Source organism: Oricola nitratireducens (assembly GCF_014904745.1).
GTDB lineage: Bacteria > Pseudomonadota > Alphaproteobacteria > Rhizobiales > Rhizobiaceae > Oricola > Oricola nitratireducens.
On record NZ_JACZCS010000023.1, the window covers coordinates 174,630 to 191,434 of the forward strand.

Genomic DNA, 16,805 nt, shown 5'->3' on the forward strand with positions numbered 1-16,805 from the left:
CATTTTGAGACTCGGACCTTTTCTTCCCCAAATTATGAACTATTGATGCATCTTCAGACGGGCAATGCGCGGCAACAGCCCAAAGCCGACCGGTTTCCCGGACCCGGGAGCGGCCGTCGGCATCCGGAGGAAAAGGAGACAGCCCTTGGGCATGAAAAAGGATTACGAGGACATCCCCGGCACGTTCGTGTTCGACGCGGACCGGTCGCGCGAGGGATATCACCTCAACCAGTTCTGCATTTCGCTTGGCAAGCAGGTCAACCGCGATGCGTTCAAGGCCGGTGAAGAGGCCTATCTGGATAAGTTCCCGATGAAGCCGGAACAGCGCCAGGCGGTGCTCGACCGCGACTGGAACCGGCTGCTCGAGCTGGGCGGGAACATCTACTACACCTCGAAACTCGCCGCCTTCGACGGGATCAACTTCCAGAACCTCGCCGGGCTGATGACCGGTATGGGCGTGGAAGCCTATCGCGAGATGATGGTCAAGGGCGGCCGCCCGATCGAGGGCAACCGATACAAATCCGAATGGGGAGAAGAAGAATAATGGCCCGGATTACAGCAGGCGTGGGGTGCTCCCACGTGCCCGCCATCGGCGTGGCGATGGATACCCATATCACCGACCAGCCCTACTGGCAGCCGGTCTTCAAGGGCTTCGAGAAGTCGCGCGAATGGATGAAGGAAAACAAGCCCGACGTCATCTTCCTGGTCTATAACGACCATTGCACGGCCTTCGACGCCTCCTGCATTCCGACCTTCGCGCTCGGCTGCGCGGCCGAATTCAAGCCGGCCGACGAAGGCTGGGGCCCACGGCCGGTGCCGGTGGTCAAGAACCACCAGAAGCTTGCGAGCCACATCGCGCAGTCGCTGATCCTCGACGAATTCGACCTGACCATCATGAACGAGATGGAGGTCGATCACGGCCTGACCGTGCCGCTGTCGGTAATGTTCGGGGAAATCGGGCCGGACGAGGAATGGCCGTGCCTGGTCATCCCGCTGGCCGTCAACGTGGTGCAGTATCCGGCGCCGACCGGCAATCGCTGCTACAATCTCGGCAAGGCGGTGCGCAAGGCGATCGAGAGCTTCGACGAGGACCTCAACGTCATGGTGTTCGGCACCGGCGGCATGAGCCACCAGCTGCAATACAAGCGCGCCGGCCTGATCAACCGCGAATGGGACACGCGCTTCCTCGACCTGCTGACCGAGGACCCGGTCTTCGCCAGCCAGATTCCGCATGTGGAATATCTGCGCGAGGCGGGGTCCGAAGGCGTCGAGATGGTGATGTGGCACGTCATGCGCGGCGCGCTGAACGACGAGGTCAAGGAAGTGCACCGCCACTACCACGTGCCGGCGTCGAACACCGCCGTCGGACATATCATTCTGGAAAACGTCTGAGGCCTGTTGCCGGGCCGACCGGGCGGTCGGAGGCGGCAATCACGGCCAGGATCAGCGCCTCAGGGGCGTCAGGTGGTGCGGCGGATGTGAAATCCGCCGCACTTTTTCAGGCTACAAAGATTCGAGCGGCAGTCCCTTTGCCATGGCCGCCGCCTGCGCATCCGCAGGGAGCGGAGGCCTCCAGCTCGTCGCGGGATCGCGGCCCACGCTTTCATCGATGAAAGCATTGTCGAACGTGATGTTCACGTTTTGCCACACGTCCTTGTATTCTTCCGGAAGGAATTTCTTCACAACGAACAAGGTCGGCCGCCGATCGCCGAAGGCGGATCGCTGAATCAGCATCCCTTCCGGCCGGTGTATCCCGCGCTCGGCCAGCGCTTCGTCGTTCAACAGGACGTCGAAGACGAATTGCGGGCGATCATTCGGGTGCAGTGACGACATTTCTTCCATCAAGCGACGGAATTCGGGCGTGGTCACGAAACCGATGATGTCATCGTAGTTGGAACGCATGACGCGCGCGAGTTCGGCCTGCTCATATGCAAGGCCATCATATCCCGAATAGGGTAATTTCGGCATCTTTCTCTCCCTTGAAAGAGACGCTTGGCGGCGGGGCAGTGACATGCACCGCCGTCGTTGCACGTTTCGAAAAGCAGGACTTTCTAGGTCGAAAATCCACCGCAACCGCAGACCGTGGCGGCGCCGCCGCCGGCACAGGCGCCCCAGCCGAGGGGGTCGATTGGAGAGATGCCGTCGAGTTTGGGCGTGACCTCGAATCGAAGCCCGTTCACTCTGTCCTCGAAAACGCGGCTGGTGAGCCGGAAGTCATCGGGAATATCGGCGCCTGCCTTGCGCAAGCCATCGAGCGTCAGCATCTTGCCAACTTCCTCCAGGCCGTCGCCATTTGCCGCCTTTTCGCGGACGACGCGCATGCGTTCGATGAATTCCGGGGAGGTGATGGTTTCGATCACGCTGCCGGTTATCTTGACCAGACGCTCGCGATCAAGCTGGTGCTTGACCTCTGCGCGCTCCGCGTCAAGTTTGGCCATTTTTGTTTCGAGGTTCGCTTGCTGTTTGACTTCAGCCATGTCGCTTCTCCCATCGCCAAGTATCAGTTTGGGCGCCCCTCCAGCGTTGTCGATACCTAACGTAACGTAATGTAGCGCATTTTAAATTAAGAATACAGCACTTTAATATGATATGTATTTAATATTTTAGCGATTTTTGTAATCCTATATAAATATATCTTACCTTTATGTTGCCGTTCGGATTTTCGTAAAACTTTACGAATATTGGCTTCTCCGGCGGATGCCTTCTCGGACCGTGTGGTCGTTCTTTCCTATGCGGGCGCCTCTTTCCGAAGGTTCCACCAGAACAGGACCGCGAACCCCGCCAGCGCGGAGATGTTCACCCAATGCGGGGCGGGCCACATCAGCGCCGAGCCGACGGCGAGGGTGACGAGGCGCTCGGCCAGGTTCATGCGGTTTTCCCAGTAGCCCTCGATGGCCGCCGCCACCGCCCACAGGCCGAAGACAGCGAAGGTGAAGATGTAGAGCATCTGCGGCCAGTCGCCGTTCAGGAACGGCGTGTAGGCGAACAGCAGCGGCACCAGATAGAGCCCCTTGGCGATCTTCCAGGCCGCGAAGCCGGTTTTCATCGGCGGGCTTCCGGCGATTGCCGCACCGGTGAAGGCGGCGAGGCAGACCGGCGGCGTAACGTTGGAATCCTGGCTCAGCCAGAAGATGATCATGTGCGCCGACAGCAACGCCACGGCCAGCACATGCGGCTGGAAGGCCTGGTCGTAGAGAAGCGACAGGCTCTCCAGTGGCAGCGCCGATATCATCGCCTGCGCTTCCGCCAGCGGCATCGGCGCGGCGAGGGCGGCCATCTTTTCCGGCACGGCGAGCATGAAGATCGCCTTGGCGGCCTCGGGCAATTGCCCGGCGGCGAGCAGGTCGGCCAGTTGCGACTGCAGGATCAACTGGTAGAGCGCGGGCGCGGACAGGGTGCCGAGGACGATATAGGCGGCGGTAACCGGCAGGCCCATGCCGAGGACCAGCGAGGCGAGCGCGACGAGGACGAGGGCGATCAGCAGATTGCCCTGCGACCAGGTCGAGATCATCAGCGAGAACGTGTTGCCGATGCCCGCCGTGGTGATGACGTTGACGATCAGGCCGACGCTGACGAGCAGGATCGCGGTCATGATCATGTTGCGCGCGCCGAGTTCCAGCGCCTCGACGATGCGGGCCGGGCCCATGCGGTTCGGCGTCAGCCAGGAGGCCGCGATGCAGGCGAGGATGGCGTAGCCGGCGGCATAGGTCGGCGTGTAGCCGCGCACGAGAAGGACGATCAGCAGCGCGACGGGAATGATGAAGGACGGACCGCCATTGCGGAACACCTGGCCGAGACCGGGGCCTTCCTCCTCGGCCAGCGCGGTGGCGTCGGAGCGCTTGGCCTCGATGCGCACGAAGAAGGCGACGGTCAGGAAATAGAGGATCGCAGGCAGGATCGAGACGGTGACGATGGTCGTGTAGGGGATCTGGGTGAAGGTCGCCATGACGAAGGCGCCGGCGCCCATGATCGGCGGCATCAGCTGGCCGCCGGTGGATGCGGCCGCCTCGACGCCGGCGGCGAAGGTCGCGGGGAAGCCGGCGCGTTTCATCAGGGGTATGGTGATGACGCCGGTCGAGGCGGTGTTGGCGACGGCGGAGCCGGAGATGGTGCCGGTCAGGCCGCTCGACAGGACGGCGACGAAACCCGGCCCGCCGGTCATCCTGCCGGCGACGGCGCGGGAGATGTCGACGATGAACTCGCCGGCGCCGGATTTCAGAAGAAAGGCGCCGAAGAGGATGAACATGAAGACGTAGGTCGATGAAATGCGGGCGATCGTTCCGAACATGGCGTCGTCGCCATAGAGCGCGCGGAACAGCACGGTCTCGACATGCAGGCCGCCGAAGCGGAAGACGCCCGGCACGTACTGGCCCCACCAGGTGACATAGGTGAGCGCGAGCGCGATCAGCACGGGTATGATCCAGCCGGTGGTGCGGCGGGTGAATTCGAGCACGCCCAAAATGCAGAGCGCGCCGGCGAGCCAGTCCGACCAGATCAGGCGGACGCCGCGGTCGTAGATCGCCGTCTCCGCATTGACGACGTAGAGCGCGGCGACGGCGACGGCGACGCCGAAGGCGATGTCGATGGTTCGGGCGAGGCGGGTTTTCGCCCAGTCGGCGGAGACGAAGGGCGACACCAGGACACAGAGAAGGACGAAGCCGGCGAAGTGGAAACCGTTCTGGGCAAGCGTCGAGACGTTGCCGAACGTGTTCATCCAGATATGGGCAAGCGAGATCACTACCGCGACGATCAGCGTGACCAAGCCAAGGCCGTGGCGGTGAAGGCCCGGCAGGCGGGATTGCGTCAGTGTCTCGGCGCGCATGGATGGCTCCCGCGTCTCAGGATCGAATGGAAAAGGATAACAGACGGCCGGCGCAATCCGCGCATGCCGCCGGGACCGCTGGCCCCGGCGGGATCGTCACGGAGGAAAACCGGCCGGGACGCCCTTACTGCGCGATCAGGCTGTCAGGGATCTCGATGCCCTGTTCCTTGTAGAAGCGCGCGGCGCCCGGATGCAGCGGGACGGGAAGCCCGGCAATCGCCTTTTCGAGCGCCATTGCCTTGGTCGCCGGATGGATCGCCTGCAGGAAGGCCAGGTTCTCGTACATGGTCTTGGTGATCTGATAGACGTCCTCTTCCGGAACATCGGCGCTGGTCGCCAGGAAGTTCGGCTGGGCGATGGTCGTCACGTCCTTGTCGAGACCGGGATAGGTGCCGGCCGGGATGAGGAATTCGGTCCACAGGTTCTTGCCGCTGTTGGCCTTGTCGATCTCTTCGGGCGTGAAGCCGAGCAGCGTCACCTTGTCGCCCATCGCCGAGAAGAGCTGGGTGACGGCGGAAACCGGAACGCCGGCGGGCGTGCTCATGCCGACGGCCTTGCCGTTCTGGACCGCCTCGGCGCTCGGGCCGTAGCCGCCGTAGACGAGCTCGTAATCCTTGTCGATGTCGATGCCGAAGCCCGCCAGGATGGTGCGGTTGGAGCCGATCGTGCCGGAGTTCTGCGAGCCGAGCGCCATCGGTTCGCCCTTGAGCGCGACCATGTCCTCGATCGTGCCGGTCTTGGCCTTGTCGCTGTCGATGACGAAATGCTCGACGTTCTGCCACAGCATCGAGACCGAGCGCAGGTTTTTCTGTGGACCGTCGGCCGCGATCGGGCCGGTGCCGGATCCGGCGTAATAACCGTAAAGACCCTGCAGGATCGCGAACTGGGCTTCGCCGTCGCGCAGAAGCTTGACGTTCTCGCCGGAGCCGGCCGAGGAAATGGCCGACATGCCGATCTTCTGTTTCGGTTCGAGCTTGACCTTGGTCAGGGTCGAGATGGCGACGCCGACGGGATAGTAGGTGCCGCCGGTGGAGGCGGTCGCCAGGATGTAGTTCTTCGGTTCCTGCGCCTGCGCGCCGAAGGAGACGGTGGCGGCGAGTGCCGTGCCGGCGATTGCGGTCAGAATCGTGCGTCGGGTGTGCGTCATGGTTTCCTCCCAATATGACGTTTCTCGGCGAATGCCGTCGGTTATTCTCTGCAAAGCCTGTGCCAGACACGGGAGCGATCGGCGGCGCGAGGAAAATCAAGGGCTTGCGGGGCGATTTTCACGACGCGCATTGTTGCGGCGCGAAACAAGCGGCGGAATCCCGCCGTATGACGCCGCCCGGATGGCGGCGAACCGCCGGATCGGGTCAGGGCTGGCTGGTGTCGAGAATGCCGAGACGGGCGATCTTTTCGCCGAGCGTGCGGCGCGGGATCTGCAGGCGGCGCGCGGCTTCGGCCTGGTTGCCGCCGGCCTCCTTCAAGGCGCGGCGGATGATTTCGCTTTCGATGCGCGCCATGGTTTCGGCAAGGCCGGGCGCGGCCAGGGCCTGTTCGCCGCACGCGGCCTGTCGGGGCATGCCGTCGGACAGTCCGAGCGCAAAGCGGATGGCGAGCGATTTCAGCTCTCGCACATTGCCGGGCCAGTCATGGGCGAGGAGGGCGGTCAGAAGAGCTTCCGGCGCCTTGCGCGGCTGCAGCCCGTTGCGGGCGGCTTCCTCGGCGGCGAAATGCTCGAACAGGGCGATGACGTCGTTGCCGCGCTCGCGCAGCGGCGGCAGGTCGAGTTCGGAGGCGGCGAGGCGGTAATAGAGGTCGGGACGGAACCCGCCCTTGTCGCCGAGCGCCTTGAGGTCGGACTTGGTGGCGGCGATGAAGCGCACGTCGAGCGGCAGCGGCGCGTTGCGGCCGAGAACCTCGACCTCGCGCTCCTGGATGACGCGCAACAGCCGGGTCTGCAGCGCCAGCGGCATGGATTCGATCTCGTCGAGGAAGACGGTGCCGCCATTGGCGTAGACGAGCTTGCCCTCGCGCTCGCGATCGGCGCCGGTGAAGGCTCCCCTGGCATGGCCGAAGAGCTCGCTTTCGAAGATCGATTCCGGCACGGCGGCGCAATTGATCGCCACGAAGGGTTTTGCGGCGCGCGGCGACAGGTCGTGCAGCAGGTGCGCCGCCACCTCCTTGCCGGTACCGGTTTCGCCGCGCAGAAGAACGTCGATGTCGAGGCCGGCGAGCTGCAGCAGCTGTTCCCTGGCGCCCTGGATTGCCGCGCTTTGTCCGATCATGCGGCGGTCAAGGCCGGAGGCGTGGGCGAGCCGTCCGCGCAGGCGGGCCAGCTCGCGTGACAGGCGATTCTTTTCGCCGGCATTGCGCAGGACGACGACGAGGTGATCGGCGTCATAGGGTTTTTCGAGAAAATCATAGGCGCCGTCGCGCATGGCGGAGACGGCCATGGTGACGTCTCCGTGACCGGTCAGCAGGATCACCGGGACGCCGGCATGGTGTTCGGTGACATGGCGCAACAGGGCGAGGCCGTCCTCGCCGGGCATGCGGATGTCGGTGACGACGACGTCGGCGTCCTGGCGCGCCAATTGCGCCTTCGCTTCGGCGACATTGGCCGCCGTCGTCACGGAGAAGCCGCTGAGCGTCAGCCATTCGGCGGCCGAGCGGCGGACCTCGGCCTCGTCGTCGACGAAGAGGATGCGGGTTTCGCTCATGCCGCGACGGTTTCGCTGCGGGCGGGATGCGGCGCGCCGGCCTTGCCGCCGCCGGCCACCGGCAGGCTGACGCGGACGCGGGTTCCGGCGCCGGGGGCGCTGTCGACGGCAAGCGTGCCGCCGAAGTCCTCGATGATCGAGTTGGAGATCGACAGGCCGAGGCCGAGGCCCTCGCCGGTCTCCTTGGTCGAAAAGAAGGGTTCGGTGACGCGGGAGAGATCGGTTTCGGAGATGCCGACACCGGTGTCGGCGATGCTCACGGCGACCACGCCGTCCTTCGTCTCGACGTAGACCGTGACGCGCCGCTCGTCGCGGCCGTCGACGGCATCGAGCGCGTTGATGAGAATGTTGAGAAAGACCTGTTCCAGGCGGACCGGACCGGCGCGCACGAAGGTCCGCGGCGCGCTCGCGCCGACGACGATCTCCGCGTCGGCGTCCCTGCGGCGCGGTTCGGCGAGACTGACGGCGGCGTCGATGCAGGACTGGATGTCGATATCGGCGAGCTTGCCGGCGTCGCGCTTGGCGAAGGTCTTGAGATGCTTGACCATGCGCTGCATGCGGCGGACGGTCTCGCGGGCGTGGTCGAGCGCGGAGATCGTGCGTCCGGTATCGCCGGATTTGGTGTGGGCGCCGGCGGTCGCCAGCGTCATGTCCATGGCGGCGAGCGGCTGCGAGACCTCGTGGACGATGGCCGCCGACATGCGCCCGAGCGCGGCGAGCTTGGCCGACTGGACGAGGCTTTCCTGGGCGTCGCGGAGATCCTTTTCGGCGCGCTTGCGCTCCTCGATCTCCTGGGCGAGCGCGGCGGTGCGCTCGGTGACCTTGGCTTCGAGTTCGGCGTTGCGGTCGAGTTTCATGCGCAGGATGGAGCGGCGCTGGCGCATGATCACCAGTGCGCCGGCGATCAGCAGGGCGGCGGCGCCGGCGAGCACGCCGCCGGTCAGCGCCGCGCGACGGACGGGCGCAAGCGTGCTGGCGCTGACGAGGTGCCAATCGTTTTCGCCGGCCGGCAGGATGGAGACGATCGTGTCGCCCGCGGTGGCATGGCCGTTTTCAGATGCGGCCGCCAGGATTGCGGGGGAAAACAGCGGCGCGGCGGCTTCGAGGACGATGCCGGTATATTTGCGGCTTGCGGCGATACGCCGGCGGGCGTCCTCGCCGAGGCCTGAGAACGGCCGGTACTGCCAGTCCGGATCGCCGGCCAGGAACACGACGCCGTCGCGGTCCATCAGCGCGGTGCCCGGCGCGTTGTCGCGCCAGGCCTGGGCGAAGGTGGTCATGTCGACCTTGACGACGACGACGCCGGTGCCGGTTTCGCCGGCAATGCGCGACGACAGGAAGTAGCCGGGCCGGCCGGTGGTCGCGCCAACGGCGTAGAACTGGCCGCTGCCGGTCGCGATGGCGTCGCGGAAATAGGGGCGGAAGCCATAGTTCTGGCCGACGAAGGTCATCGGCGTGTCGAAATTGGAGGCGGCGATGGTCCGGCCGGTCTCGTCGAGGACGAAGAGTTCGTCGGCGTTGGTCTGGTCGCGGATGGTGGCGAGGAGGCGGTTGACCAGCATGACGTGCGGCGGCGCCGACGGATCGTCGACCAGCAGGCGGATGCGATCGTCATGGCGCATGACGCGCGGCAGGTTGCGGAAGCGCTCGATCTCGCTGCGCAGCGACTGGCGGGCGAGCACGAGGTCGGTGCGCTGGACATCGGCAAGCTCGTCATAGGCCGACCGGTAGACCGCCTGCCAGGCCGCGAAACCGGCAACGAGCGCCGCGAGGGCGATGGCAATGAGAAACTGAAACTGGCGCACGCGGTTCTTCCGGACAGCAAAAGCGAAAAACTAGAACCATCTTCGCCAACGCACAACATGGCGCGCGGCCGGCCTGGTTGCGGCAAACACACTGAACATTCACGTAAAACGCAAGATGCGCGTTGAAAGCGTCTCTGCGCATTCCTATAACAGGCCACAGAGAACGCCGCCGGATGCGTAATCCGGCGGTTTTTACCATTTGAGAGGAACTGGATGCCCTGGAGCAATCAGAACGGTGGCGGCGGCGGCCCTTGGGGCGGCGGCGGAGGTAACAATGGCGGCGGCGGCCCATGGGGGCAAGGTCCATCCGGACCGCGCGGACCGCAGAGGCCGGGCGGGCAACCGCCGGATCTCGAGGAAATCATCCGGAAAGGCCAGGACCGTCTGAAACGCGCCATGCCGGGCGGCGGCGGCTCCAGCCCCGCATTGTTCGGCCTGATCGGCATCGCCCTCGTTGTGCTTTACTGCCTGCAGGCCTTCTACCAGGTCGACACCGACGAACGCGCCGTCGAGCTTGTCTTCGGCAAGCCGAAGGCGGAACTGTCCGGACCGGGCCTGCATTTCCACTTCTGGCCGATCGAAACCGTCGAGAAGGTGCAGATCGTCGAGAAGCAGATCGCCATCGGATCGGTCGGCGTCGGCCCGAATTCAGGCCTGATGCTGTCGGGCGACCAGAACATTGTCGACGTGCAGTTCGCGGTTCTGTTCGCGGTGGTCGATCCGGCCGCCTACCTGTTCAATGTCAAGGATCCCGACGAAATGGTCCGCCAGGTCGCCGAGAGCGCCATGCGCGAGATCGTCGGCCGCCGGCCGGCGCAGGACGTCTTCCGCGACAACCGTGCCGCAATCGCCACCGAAGTGCGTTCCTCGATGCAGGCGACGCTCGACGAATATGGCGCGGGCATATCGATCAACACGGTCTCGATCGAGGACGCCGCGCCGCCGCGCGAAGTGGCCGACGCCTTCGAGGAAGTGCAGCGCGCCGAGCAGAACGAAGACCAGTTCCGCGAGGAAGCCAACCAGTATTCGAACCAGAAACTGGGCGCGGCACGCGGCCAGGCGGCGCAGATTCGCGAAGAAGCCGCGGCCTATGCGACCCGCGTCGTTCAGGAAGCCGAGGGTGAGGCGCAGCGCTTCATCTCCATCTACGACCAGTACAAGCTGGCGCCCGAGGTCACGCGCAAGCGGCTGTTCCTCGAGACGATGGAACGCGTGCTGGGCAGTTCCAACAAGGTCATCATGGACGAGAAAGGCGGTAGCCAGGGGGTTATCCCGTATCTGCCGCTGCCCGAAATCCAGAACCGCAGCAAGACAAACGCCACGACCACCAACTCCACGACGACGTCGTCGACGACCGGAGGCGCACAGTAATGAGCACCAACAAGCTGACGATCATCGGCATCGCCATCGCCGTCGTCCTGATTACCCTTTACGCATCGGTTTTCGTGGTCAACGCACGCCAGCAGGCGATCGTCCTGCGTTTCGGCGAAATCCAGGACGTGCGGACAGAGCCGGGCCTCTATTTCAAGGCGCCCTTCGCGTTCGCCGGTTTCGATACCGTGCAGATCATCGAGGACCGCGTGTTGCGCCTCGACCTGTCGGACCAGCCGCCGGTACAGGTTTCGGGCGGCCGTTTCTACGAGGTCGACGCGTTCCTGACCTACAAGATCACCGATGCGCGCAGGTTCCGCGAAACGGTCTCCGGCAACCTCGACTCCGCCGCCGCCCGCCTGCGGACGCGTTTCGACGCCGCGCTGCGCCGGGTCTACGGCCTGCGCTCCTTCGAGGCGGCGCTGTCGGCGGAACGCAATGAGATGATGCGTGAGGTGCGCGACCTGATCCGGCCCGACGCCCAGTCACTCGGCCTGACGGTGGAAGACGTGCGCATCGTGCGCACCGACCTGACGGCGGAAGTCTCGCAGCAGACCTTCGACCGCATGAAGGCGGAACGTCTCGCCGAGGCCGAACGCATTCGTGCCCGCGGCCGCGAGACCGCGAGCCGGATCCGCGCGGTCGCCGACCGCCAGGTGGTCGAGATCGTCGCCGAAGCGCAACGCGAATCGGAAATCCTGCGCGGCGAGGGCGACGCCAAGCGAAACAAGATCTTCGCGGACGCGTTCGGCCGGGACACGCAATTCTTCGAGTTCTACCGCTCGATGGCCGCGTATCAGCGGGCGCTTGAGAATTCCGACACGACGATGGTGCTGTCGCCGGATTCGGAGTTCTTCAAGTTCTTCAAGAACGCCGACGGCACGCAGCCGCCCGCGGCCGCGCCGGCGCAGTAATCCGGCGCGCCCATGACGCTATTCCTGACAGCCCTCGGTCTCATGCTTGTGATCGAGGGCTTCTTTTACGGCGGGATACCCTCGTTCGCGAAGCGGATGGCGGCCATGCTGCTCGCCACGCCCGACGAGGTTCTGCGCAAGGCGGGAATCAGCGCGGCCCTGCTTGGCTTGGCGCTGATCTGGCTGGCGCATTTCATTTGACGCCGGATTGCTTCACAATCCGGCCATGCACGTCACTTATCCGTGACTTTCCCGTTGTGCCGGGCGCAAGGCGCTTTATGTTCCGCGTGACGCATCGCCCGCGGACCGGGTATCCGCGCAATCTCTAGGAGGCAGCCACGATGGCTTTCGATTCTCTGGCCCTTAAACTGTCGCGACTGACCGGCATCGCCGCGCTGACGCTGACAATGGTGACGACCGGCGTCGCCGTTCCGGGCGGGTTCGCCCTGTCCGCGCAAGCGCAGGAGGGACCGGCATCGGTCGCCGACCTGTCTGCCCGGCTGATCGATTCCGTCGTCAATATCTCGACATCGCAGACGGTCGGCGGCGATGACAACAAGGTGCCGCGCCCGCAATTGCCGGAAGGCTCGCCGTTCCAGGAATTCTTCGACGAGTTCTTCGACAAGCAGCAGCAGGACGGCATGGCGCCGCGCTCGCATCAGGTGCAGTCGCTGGGCTCCGGCTTCGTGGTGGATGCGTCCGGCATCATCGTGACCAACAACCACGTCATCGCCGACGCCGACGAGGTCAGCGTCAATTTCAATGACGGCACCAAGATCAAGGCCGAAATCATCGGCCACGACCCGAAGACCGACATCGCGGTGCTGCGGATCGACCCGGGGACCAAGGTTCTGAAGGCTGTTCCCTTCGGCGATTCCGCCCAGTCGCGCGTCGGCGACTGGGTGCTCGCCATCGGCAATCCGTTCGGCCTCGGCGGAACCGTGACCATCGGCATCGTCTCGGCCATCGGGCGCGACATCAATTCCGGCCCCTACGACAATTTCATCCAGACCGACGCCGCCATCAACCGCGGCAACTCCGGCGGCCCGCTGTTCAACATGAAGGGCGAGGTCATCGGCATCAACACCGCGATCATCTCGCCGTCGGGCGGCTCGATCGGCATCGGGTTCTCGATCCCGTCCGATCTCGCGAAGAGCGTGATCGACCAGCTCGTCAAGTTCGGCGAGACGCGGCGCGGCTGGCTCGGCGTGCGCATCCAGGCAGTGACCGACGAGATCGCCGAGAGCCTCGGCATGAAGGAAGCCAAGGGCGCGCTGGTCGCCGGGGTGGTCAAGGGCGGTCCCGTCGACGACGGCTCGATCCTGCCGGGCGACGTGATCGTCGAGTTCGACGGCAAGGAAGTCGCCAACATGCGCGAATTGCCACGGGTCGTCGCCGACAGCCCGGTCGGCAAGGAGGTCGACGTGGTCGTCATCCGCAAGGGCAAGCGCGAGGACGTGAAGGTGACGCTCGGCCGGCTCGAGGACGGCGAGGAGATGGCGATGGCGCAGGGCGCCGAGGACAACAAGGACGGCGCGATGCCCGAGGCGACGGAGACGGTCGACCTCTACGGGATGAAGCTGGCCGAGCTCGACGACACGCAGCGCGAGAAATTCGCGATCGACAAGGCCGTGGAGAATGGCGTCGTCATCACCGAGGTCGACCCGGATTCGGCGGCGGCCGAAAAGGGCATCCAGCCGGGCGAGGTGATCGTCGAGATCGCGCAGGAAGCCGTGTCGACGCCGCAGGATGTCGTCGACGCCATCGCCAAGCTGAAAGAGGATAACCGGCGCAATGCGCTGTTCATGCTGTCGTCGAAGACCGGCGAATTGCGCTTCGCGACGCTCAGGATCGACTGATCCTTCCGGCCATACCGGACAGAAAAGGCGGCTAGAGGCCGCCTTTTTTGTTGCGCCAATCCGCAGCCGTCAGCCGGTAGAAGACGTGGCGCCTGAGATGCGGATGGGTGTCGGGGATGTTCGAATGATCGAAATCGCCGGCGGTATCGCGTCGCATACCGATGCGCTCCATCACCGCGGTCGAGCGGCGGTTGTCGTGGACGGCGAAGGAGACGATCTCGGGCAGGCCGAGTTCGGTGAAGCCGTAGTCGAGGGCCGCCAGTGCGCCTTCGGTCGCGTAGCCCTTGCCCCAGTAGCGCGTGGCCAGCCGCCAGCCGATCTCGATGGTTCCCGCCGGGATGTGGGGCGGCTCCGCATCGCTTTCGTGCAGGCCACAGAAGCCGACGCATTCGCCTGTCGAGCGCAATTCGGCCGCGGGGTAGGTGATCTTCTTCGCCTGACGTTCCAACAGTGTGTCGAAGAAGGCATCCGACTGTTCGCGATCACGACGAAAGGGAAAGAATTCCATCACCTGCGGATCGGAATTGATCTCGAAAAAGAGGTCGCGGTCGCGCTCCTGCCACGGGCGCAGGATCAGGCGGTCCGTTTCCAGTATGGTCACCGGACAATCTCTTCGCGGCGGTAACCCTGGATGTAAAGAAGCGCGGTCAGGTCGTTGTTATCGATTCGGATATCGGCCTGTTCGGCGACCTTCGGCTTGGCGTGCAGAGCGACGCCGGTGCCGGCCATGTCGAGCATGGTGAGATCGTTGGCGCCGTCGCCGACGGCGATGGCGTCGGCGGGGGTCAGGCCGAGGCGTTTCGAGATGTCGAGCAGCGCGTCGGCCTTGGCCTGGCGGCCGAGGATCGGTTCGGCGACCTTGCCGGTCAGCTTGCCGTTTTCCTGCAGCAGGCGGTTGGCGCGGTTTTCCTGAAAGCCGATCATTTCGGCGATGCGACTGGTGAAATCGGTGAAGCCGCCGGAGACGAGCGCGCACCAGGCGCCGTGCTGCCGCATGGTCGCGACCAGTTCCGGTCCGCCCGGCATCAGCTTGATGCGGGTCGCGATGACGCGGTCGATGACCTCGACCGGCATGCCCGCAAGCAGGGCGACGCGTTCGCGCAGCGCGCCCTCGAAGCCGATCTCGCCATTCATGGCGCGCGCGGTGATGGAGGCGACATAGGGACCGACGCCGGCCTCGTCGGCGAGCTCGTCGACGCATTCCTGCCGGATCATGGTGGAGTCCATGTCGGCGATCAGGATTTTCTTCCTGCGGTCTGCAGCCGTGACGGTCTGGATCGCGAAATCGACCGGCCGCCCGTGCAGGAGGATGGATATGTCTGCGGCGAGCGTCGCGCGGCCGTCGTTCGACAGCGGATCGTCGATGACGATGTCGGCGGCCTCGCCTTCCGCAAGCCATTCGATGCGGGCGCCGGCAAACGGCGCCTCGACGGACCGGACAAGGCCGGGATCGAGCGCGGTTTGCGCCGGATTGGCAATCAGGGTGACGATCGTGTTCATGGGCGTTAGAAGCGCAGGCCTGTGCGGAGTGGAATGGATCGATGAGCGAGGATGAAATCCGGCGCGCCGTGTTGATAGCGGGGCCGACGGCGAGCGGCAAGTCGGCGTTTGCGCTGCGCAAGGCCGAGGAAACCGGCGGCGTGATCGTCAACGCGGATTCCATGCAGGTCTACGACGTGTTGTGCATCCTGACGGCGCGGCCGTCGGCGGAGGAAATGGCGCGCGCGCCGCACCGTCTCTACGGCCATGTGCATCCGGGGGAGGCCTATTCGACCGGACGTTGGCTCGACGACGTGCGCGGCGTCATGGCCGATCCGGCGATTGCCGGACGGCCGCTGATCTTTACCGGCGGGACGGGGCTTTACTTCCGCGCGCTGACGCAGGGGCTTTCGCCGATGCCGGCCATACCGGAACCGGTGCGCACGCGCTGGCGCTACCGGCTCGCCGAGGAGGGCGCGGAAAAGCTGCACCGGATTCTGAGGCGGGAGGATCCGGAGGCGGCGCTGGCGATCCGGCCGGCCGACGGGCAGCGCATCGTGCGGGCGCTGGAAGTGCTGGAGGTGTCCGGCCGGCCGATATCCGCATGGCAGGCCGAAGCCGGTCACGGCCTCATCGATGAGGCGCGTTCGACACGTTTCGTGATCCTGCCCGAGCGGGAGGTTCTTTACCGCAACATCGAGCGCCGGCTCGACCGGATGGTCGAGGAAGGGGTTCTATCAGAGGTTGAAAACCTGCTTTCGCTCGACCTCGACCCGGCCATGCCGGCGATGAAGGCGATCGGCGTGCGAGAATTCGCGGCGGTGCTGGACGGCAGTCTCGCGACGGGCGAGGCGATCGAGCGGGCGAAGACCGCGACGCGGCAATACGCCAAACGTCAAATGACGTGGTTTCGCAACCAGTTGGGCGACGGCTGGACGGTGATGGGCTGACGGCGTGACGCCTCTCTTCGAGGAATGGACCGATCATCTTAGCCGCTGTTAAACCATCGCGGTTAACGTCAGGGCAACATGCTTGGGCTAACCTGCATCCACAGGTTGGCGGGTACATATGCGTTTCTATCGTTCGGAACTGGCCTTCATGGCCTATCTTCTGCTGCTCGTCGGGGCGGCGGCTTGCGCCTTCTGGGCGAGCGACATCGTCTTCCGGCAATTTCCCGCGGCGCAGGACGGCGCGCTTGGCGGCGGTATCCTGGCGCTCAGGATCGCGCTCGTCCTGCTGAGCGGAGCCATCCTGATCGGGCTGTTCTATTTCTATCCGATGATCCGCAAGCAGGCGCGCGAACACGGCCAGCTGCAGCAGATGACGAAATCGCTGACCGCGAAATCGGCGACATTCCAGCATGCAGCGCTGACCGATCCGCTCACCGGGTTGCAGAACCGGCGCTATTTCGACGATGCGCTGGCGCAATACATGGACGAATTCTCGCGCATCGAACGGCCGCTTGGCATCATGATCGTCGATATCGACCATTTCAAATCGATCAACGACACCCATGGCCACGACGTTGGCGACGAGGTCATCAAGGGTTTGGCGAACACGATCATCGAATATACGCGCTATCACGATATCGCGGCGCGGATCGGCGGCGAGGAATTCGCGGTCGTGGCGCCCAACCTCACCGTCAACGAGCTCGACAAGCTGGCGAACCGCCTGCGGCTGGCGGTTTCCAATCTCGCCTTCAATGTCGGCAATGTGCGGCTGCGCATCACCATCTCGATCGGGATCGCGATCTGGGACGGCAAGGAAAGCGGCGCCGCGCTCTACAAGCGCGCCGACTCCAATCTCTACAACGCGAAACGCTCCGGCCGGAACCGCGTCTGCGCCTAAAGGCCTGA

At 64.7% G+C, this 16,805-nt stretch carries 16 protein-coding genes; 8 read left to right on the forward strand and 8 right to left on the reverse strand.

Going from position 1 to position 16,805, the window contains the following annotated elements:
- Positions 1-151: 151 nt before the first annotated feature.
- Both ligA and IG169_RS12630 read left to right on the forward strand, forming a co-directional pair.
- Positions 152-544 (forward strand): protocatechuate 4,5-dioxygenase subunit alpha, encoded by a 393-nt coding sequence (ligA, locus tag IG169_RS12625; protein ID WP_246717342.1) that lies wholly within the window; start codon positions 152-154, stop codon positions 542-544.
- Positions 544-1,392, forward strand: coding sequence for a class III extradiol dioxygenase subunit beta (locus IG169_RS12630; protein ID WP_193176561.1), 849 nt, complete (start codon positions 544-546; stop codon positions 1,390-1,392). Before ligA ends, IG169_RS12630 begins: the two co-directional genes overlap by 1 nt.
- A gap of 111 nt (positions 1,393-1,503) precedes the next feature.
- Here the strand turns inward: IG169_RS12630 and IG169_RS12635 are convergent, their stop codons facing one another.
- The 6 genes from IG169_RS12635 to IG169_RS24350 form a co-directional block, all read right to left on the reverse strand.
- Positions 1,504-1,968 (reverse strand): hypothetical protein, encoded by a 465-nt coding sequence (locus IG169_RS12635; protein WP_193176562.1) that lies wholly within the window; start codon positions 1,966-1,968, stop codon positions 1,504-1,506.
- 83 nt (positions 1,969-2,051) lie between these two features.
- A complete protein-coding gene (locus IG169_RS12640; RefSeq protein ID WP_193176563.1) occupies positions 2,052-2,477 on the reverse strand; it encodes a hypothetical protein in 426 nt (141 codons plus the stop codon).
- 251 nt (positions 2,478-2,728) lie between these two features.
- Entirely contained in the window at positions 2,729-4,822 is a 2,094-nt protein-coding gene (locus IG169_RS12645; protein WP_193176564.1) for a TRAP transporter permease, read from the reverse strand.
- Between the two features lie 124 nt (positions 4,823-4,946).
- A complete protein-coding gene (locus IG169_RS12650; protein WP_193176565.1) occupies positions 4,947-5,969 on the reverse strand; it encodes a TAXI family TRAP transporter solute-binding subunit in 1,023 nt (340 codons plus the stop codon).
- Between the two features lie 205 nt (positions 5,970-6,174).
- A complete protein-coding gene (locus IG169_RS12655) occupies positions 6,175-7,521 on the reverse strand; it encodes a sigma-54-dependent transcriptional regulator (RefSeq protein ID WP_193176566.1) in 1,347 nt (448 codons plus the stop codon).
- Positions 7,518-9,326: an ATP-binding protein gene (locus IG169_RS24350; RefSeq protein WP_193176567.1), complete on the reverse strand. Its 1,809-nt coding sequence runs from the start codon at positions 9,324-9,326 to the stop codon at positions 7,518-7,520. The genes IG169_RS12655 and IG169_RS24350 overlap by 4 nt, the downstream gene beginning before the upstream one ends.
- Before the next feature lie 213 nt (positions 9,327-9,539).
- Between IG169_RS24350 and hflK the strand changes: the two genes are divergently transcribed.
- The 4 genes from hflK (at position 9,540) to IG169_RS12680 (ending at position 13,470) form a co-directional block, all read left to right on the forward strand.
- Complete coding sequence (gene hflK, locus IG169_RS12665) at positions 9,540-10,697, forward strand: FtsH protease activity modulator HflK (protein ID WP_193176568.1); 1,158 nt, start codon at positions 9,540-9,542, stop codon at positions 10,695-10,697.
- On the forward strand, positions 10,697-11,611 hold the full coding sequence (gene hflC / locus IG169_RS12670) for a protease modulator HflC (protein WP_193176569.1): 915 nt from the start codon (positions 10,697-10,699) through the stop codon (positions 11,609-11,611). The genes hflK and hflC overlap by 1 nt, the downstream gene beginning before the upstream one ends.
- Before the next feature lie 12 nt (positions 11,612-11,623).
- Complete coding sequence (locus IG169_RS12675; RefSeq protein WP_193176570.1) at positions 11,624-11,812, forward strand: DUF2065 domain-containing protein; 189 nt, start codon at positions 11,624-11,626, stop codon at positions 11,810-11,812.
- A gap of 140 nt (positions 11,813-11,952) precedes the next feature.
- A complete protein-coding gene (locus tag IG169_RS12680; protein WP_193176571.1) occupies positions 11,953-13,470 on the forward strand; it encodes a Do family serine endopeptidase in 1,518 nt (505 codons plus the stop codon).
- Positions 13,471-13,501: 31 nt separating this feature from the next.
- Here the strand turns inward: IG169_RS12680 and IG169_RS12685 are convergent, their stop codons facing one another.
- Positions 13,502-14,071 (reverse strand): GNAT family N-acetyltransferase, encoded by a 570-nt coding sequence (locus IG169_RS12685; RefSeq protein WP_193176572.1) that lies wholly within the window; start codon positions 14,069-14,071, stop codon positions 13,502-13,504.
- Entirely contained in the window at positions 14,068-14,970 is a 903-nt protein-coding gene (gene serB, locus IG169_RS12690; protein WP_193176573.1) for a phosphoserine phosphatase SerB, read from the reverse strand. Before serB ends, IG169_RS12685 begins: the two co-directional genes overlap by 4 nt.
- A 41-nt stretch (positions 14,971-15,011) precedes the next feature.
- Here serB and miaA point away from each other — a divergent pair, with 41 nt between their 5' ends.
- Positions 15,012-15,899 (forward strand): tRNA (adenosine(37)-N6)-dimethylallyltransferase MiaA, encoded by an 888-nt coding sequence (gene miaA / locus IG169_RS12695; protein ID WP_193176574.1) that lies wholly within the window; start codon positions 15,012-15,014, stop codon positions 15,897-15,899.
- Between the two features lie 118 nt (positions 15,900-16,017).
- Positions 16,018-16,797, forward strand: a complete 780-nt coding sequence (locus IG169_RS12700; RefSeq protein ID WP_193176575.1) for a GGDEF domain-containing protein — start codon at positions 16,018-16,020, stop codon at positions 16,795-16,797.
- Positions 16,798-16,805: the final 8 nt, after the last annotated feature.

What these genes read in the sequence shown, in the direction of transcription:
- IG169_RS12635 (WP_193176562.1), bottom strand. Translation starts at nt 1,968, where the DNA reads ATGCCGAAATTACCCTATTCGGGATATGATGGCCTTGCATATGAGCAG.
- serB (WP_193176573.1), bottom strand. Translation starts at nt 14,970, where the DNA reads ATGAACACGATCGTCACCCTGATTGCCAATCCGGCGCAAACCGCGCTC.
- IG169_RS12700 (WP_193176575.1), top strand. Translation starts at nt 16,018, where the DNA reads ATGCGTTTCTATCGTTCGGAACTGGCCTTCATGGCCTATCTTCTGCTG.
- IG169_RS12645 (WP_193176564.1), bottom strand. Translation starts at nt 4,822, where the DNA reads ATGCGCGCCGAGACACTGACGCAATCCCGCCTGCCGGGCCTTCACCGC.
- IG169_RS12630 (WP_193176561.1), top strand. Translation starts at nt 544, where the DNA reads ATGGCCCGGATTACAGCAGGCGTGGGGTGCTCCCACGTGCCCGCCATC.
- IG169_RS12675 (WP_193176570.1), top strand. Translation starts at nt 11,624, where the DNA reads ATGACGCTATTCCTGACAGCCCTCGGTCTCATGCTTGTGATCGAGGGC.
- ligA (WP_246717342.1), top strand. Translation starts at nt 152, where the DNA reads ATGAAAAAGGATTACGAGGACATCCCCGGCACGTTCGTGTTCGACGCG.
- hflC (WP_193176569.1), top strand. Translation starts at nt 10,697, where the DNA reads ATGAGCACCAACAAGCTGACGATCATCGGCATCGCCATCGCCGTCGTC.
- miaA (WP_193176574.1), top strand. Translation starts at nt 15,012, where the DNA reads ATGAGCGAGGATGAAATCCGGCGCGCCGTGTTGATAGCGGGGCCGACG.
- IG169_RS12640 (WP_193176563.1), bottom strand. Translation starts at nt 2,477, where the DNA reads ATGGCTGAAGTCAAACAGCAAGCGAACCTCGAAACAAAAATGGCCAAA.
- IG169_RS12650 (WP_193176565.1), bottom strand. Translation starts at nt 5,969, where the DNA reads ATGACGCACACCCGACGCACGATTCTGACCGCAATCGCCGGCACGGCA.
- IG169_RS12655 (WP_193176566.1), bottom strand. Translation starts at nt 7,521, where the DNA reads ATGAGCGAAACCCGCATCCTCTTCGTCGACGACGAGGCCGAGGTCCGC.
- hflK (WP_193176568.1), top strand. Translation starts at nt 9,540, where the DNA reads ATGCCCTGGAGCAATCAGAACGGTGGCGGCGGCGGCCCTTGGGGCGGC.
- IG169_RS12680 (WP_193176571.1), top strand. Translation starts at nt 11,953, where the DNA reads ATGGCTTTCGATTCTCTGGCCCTTAAACTGTCGCGACTGACCGGCATC.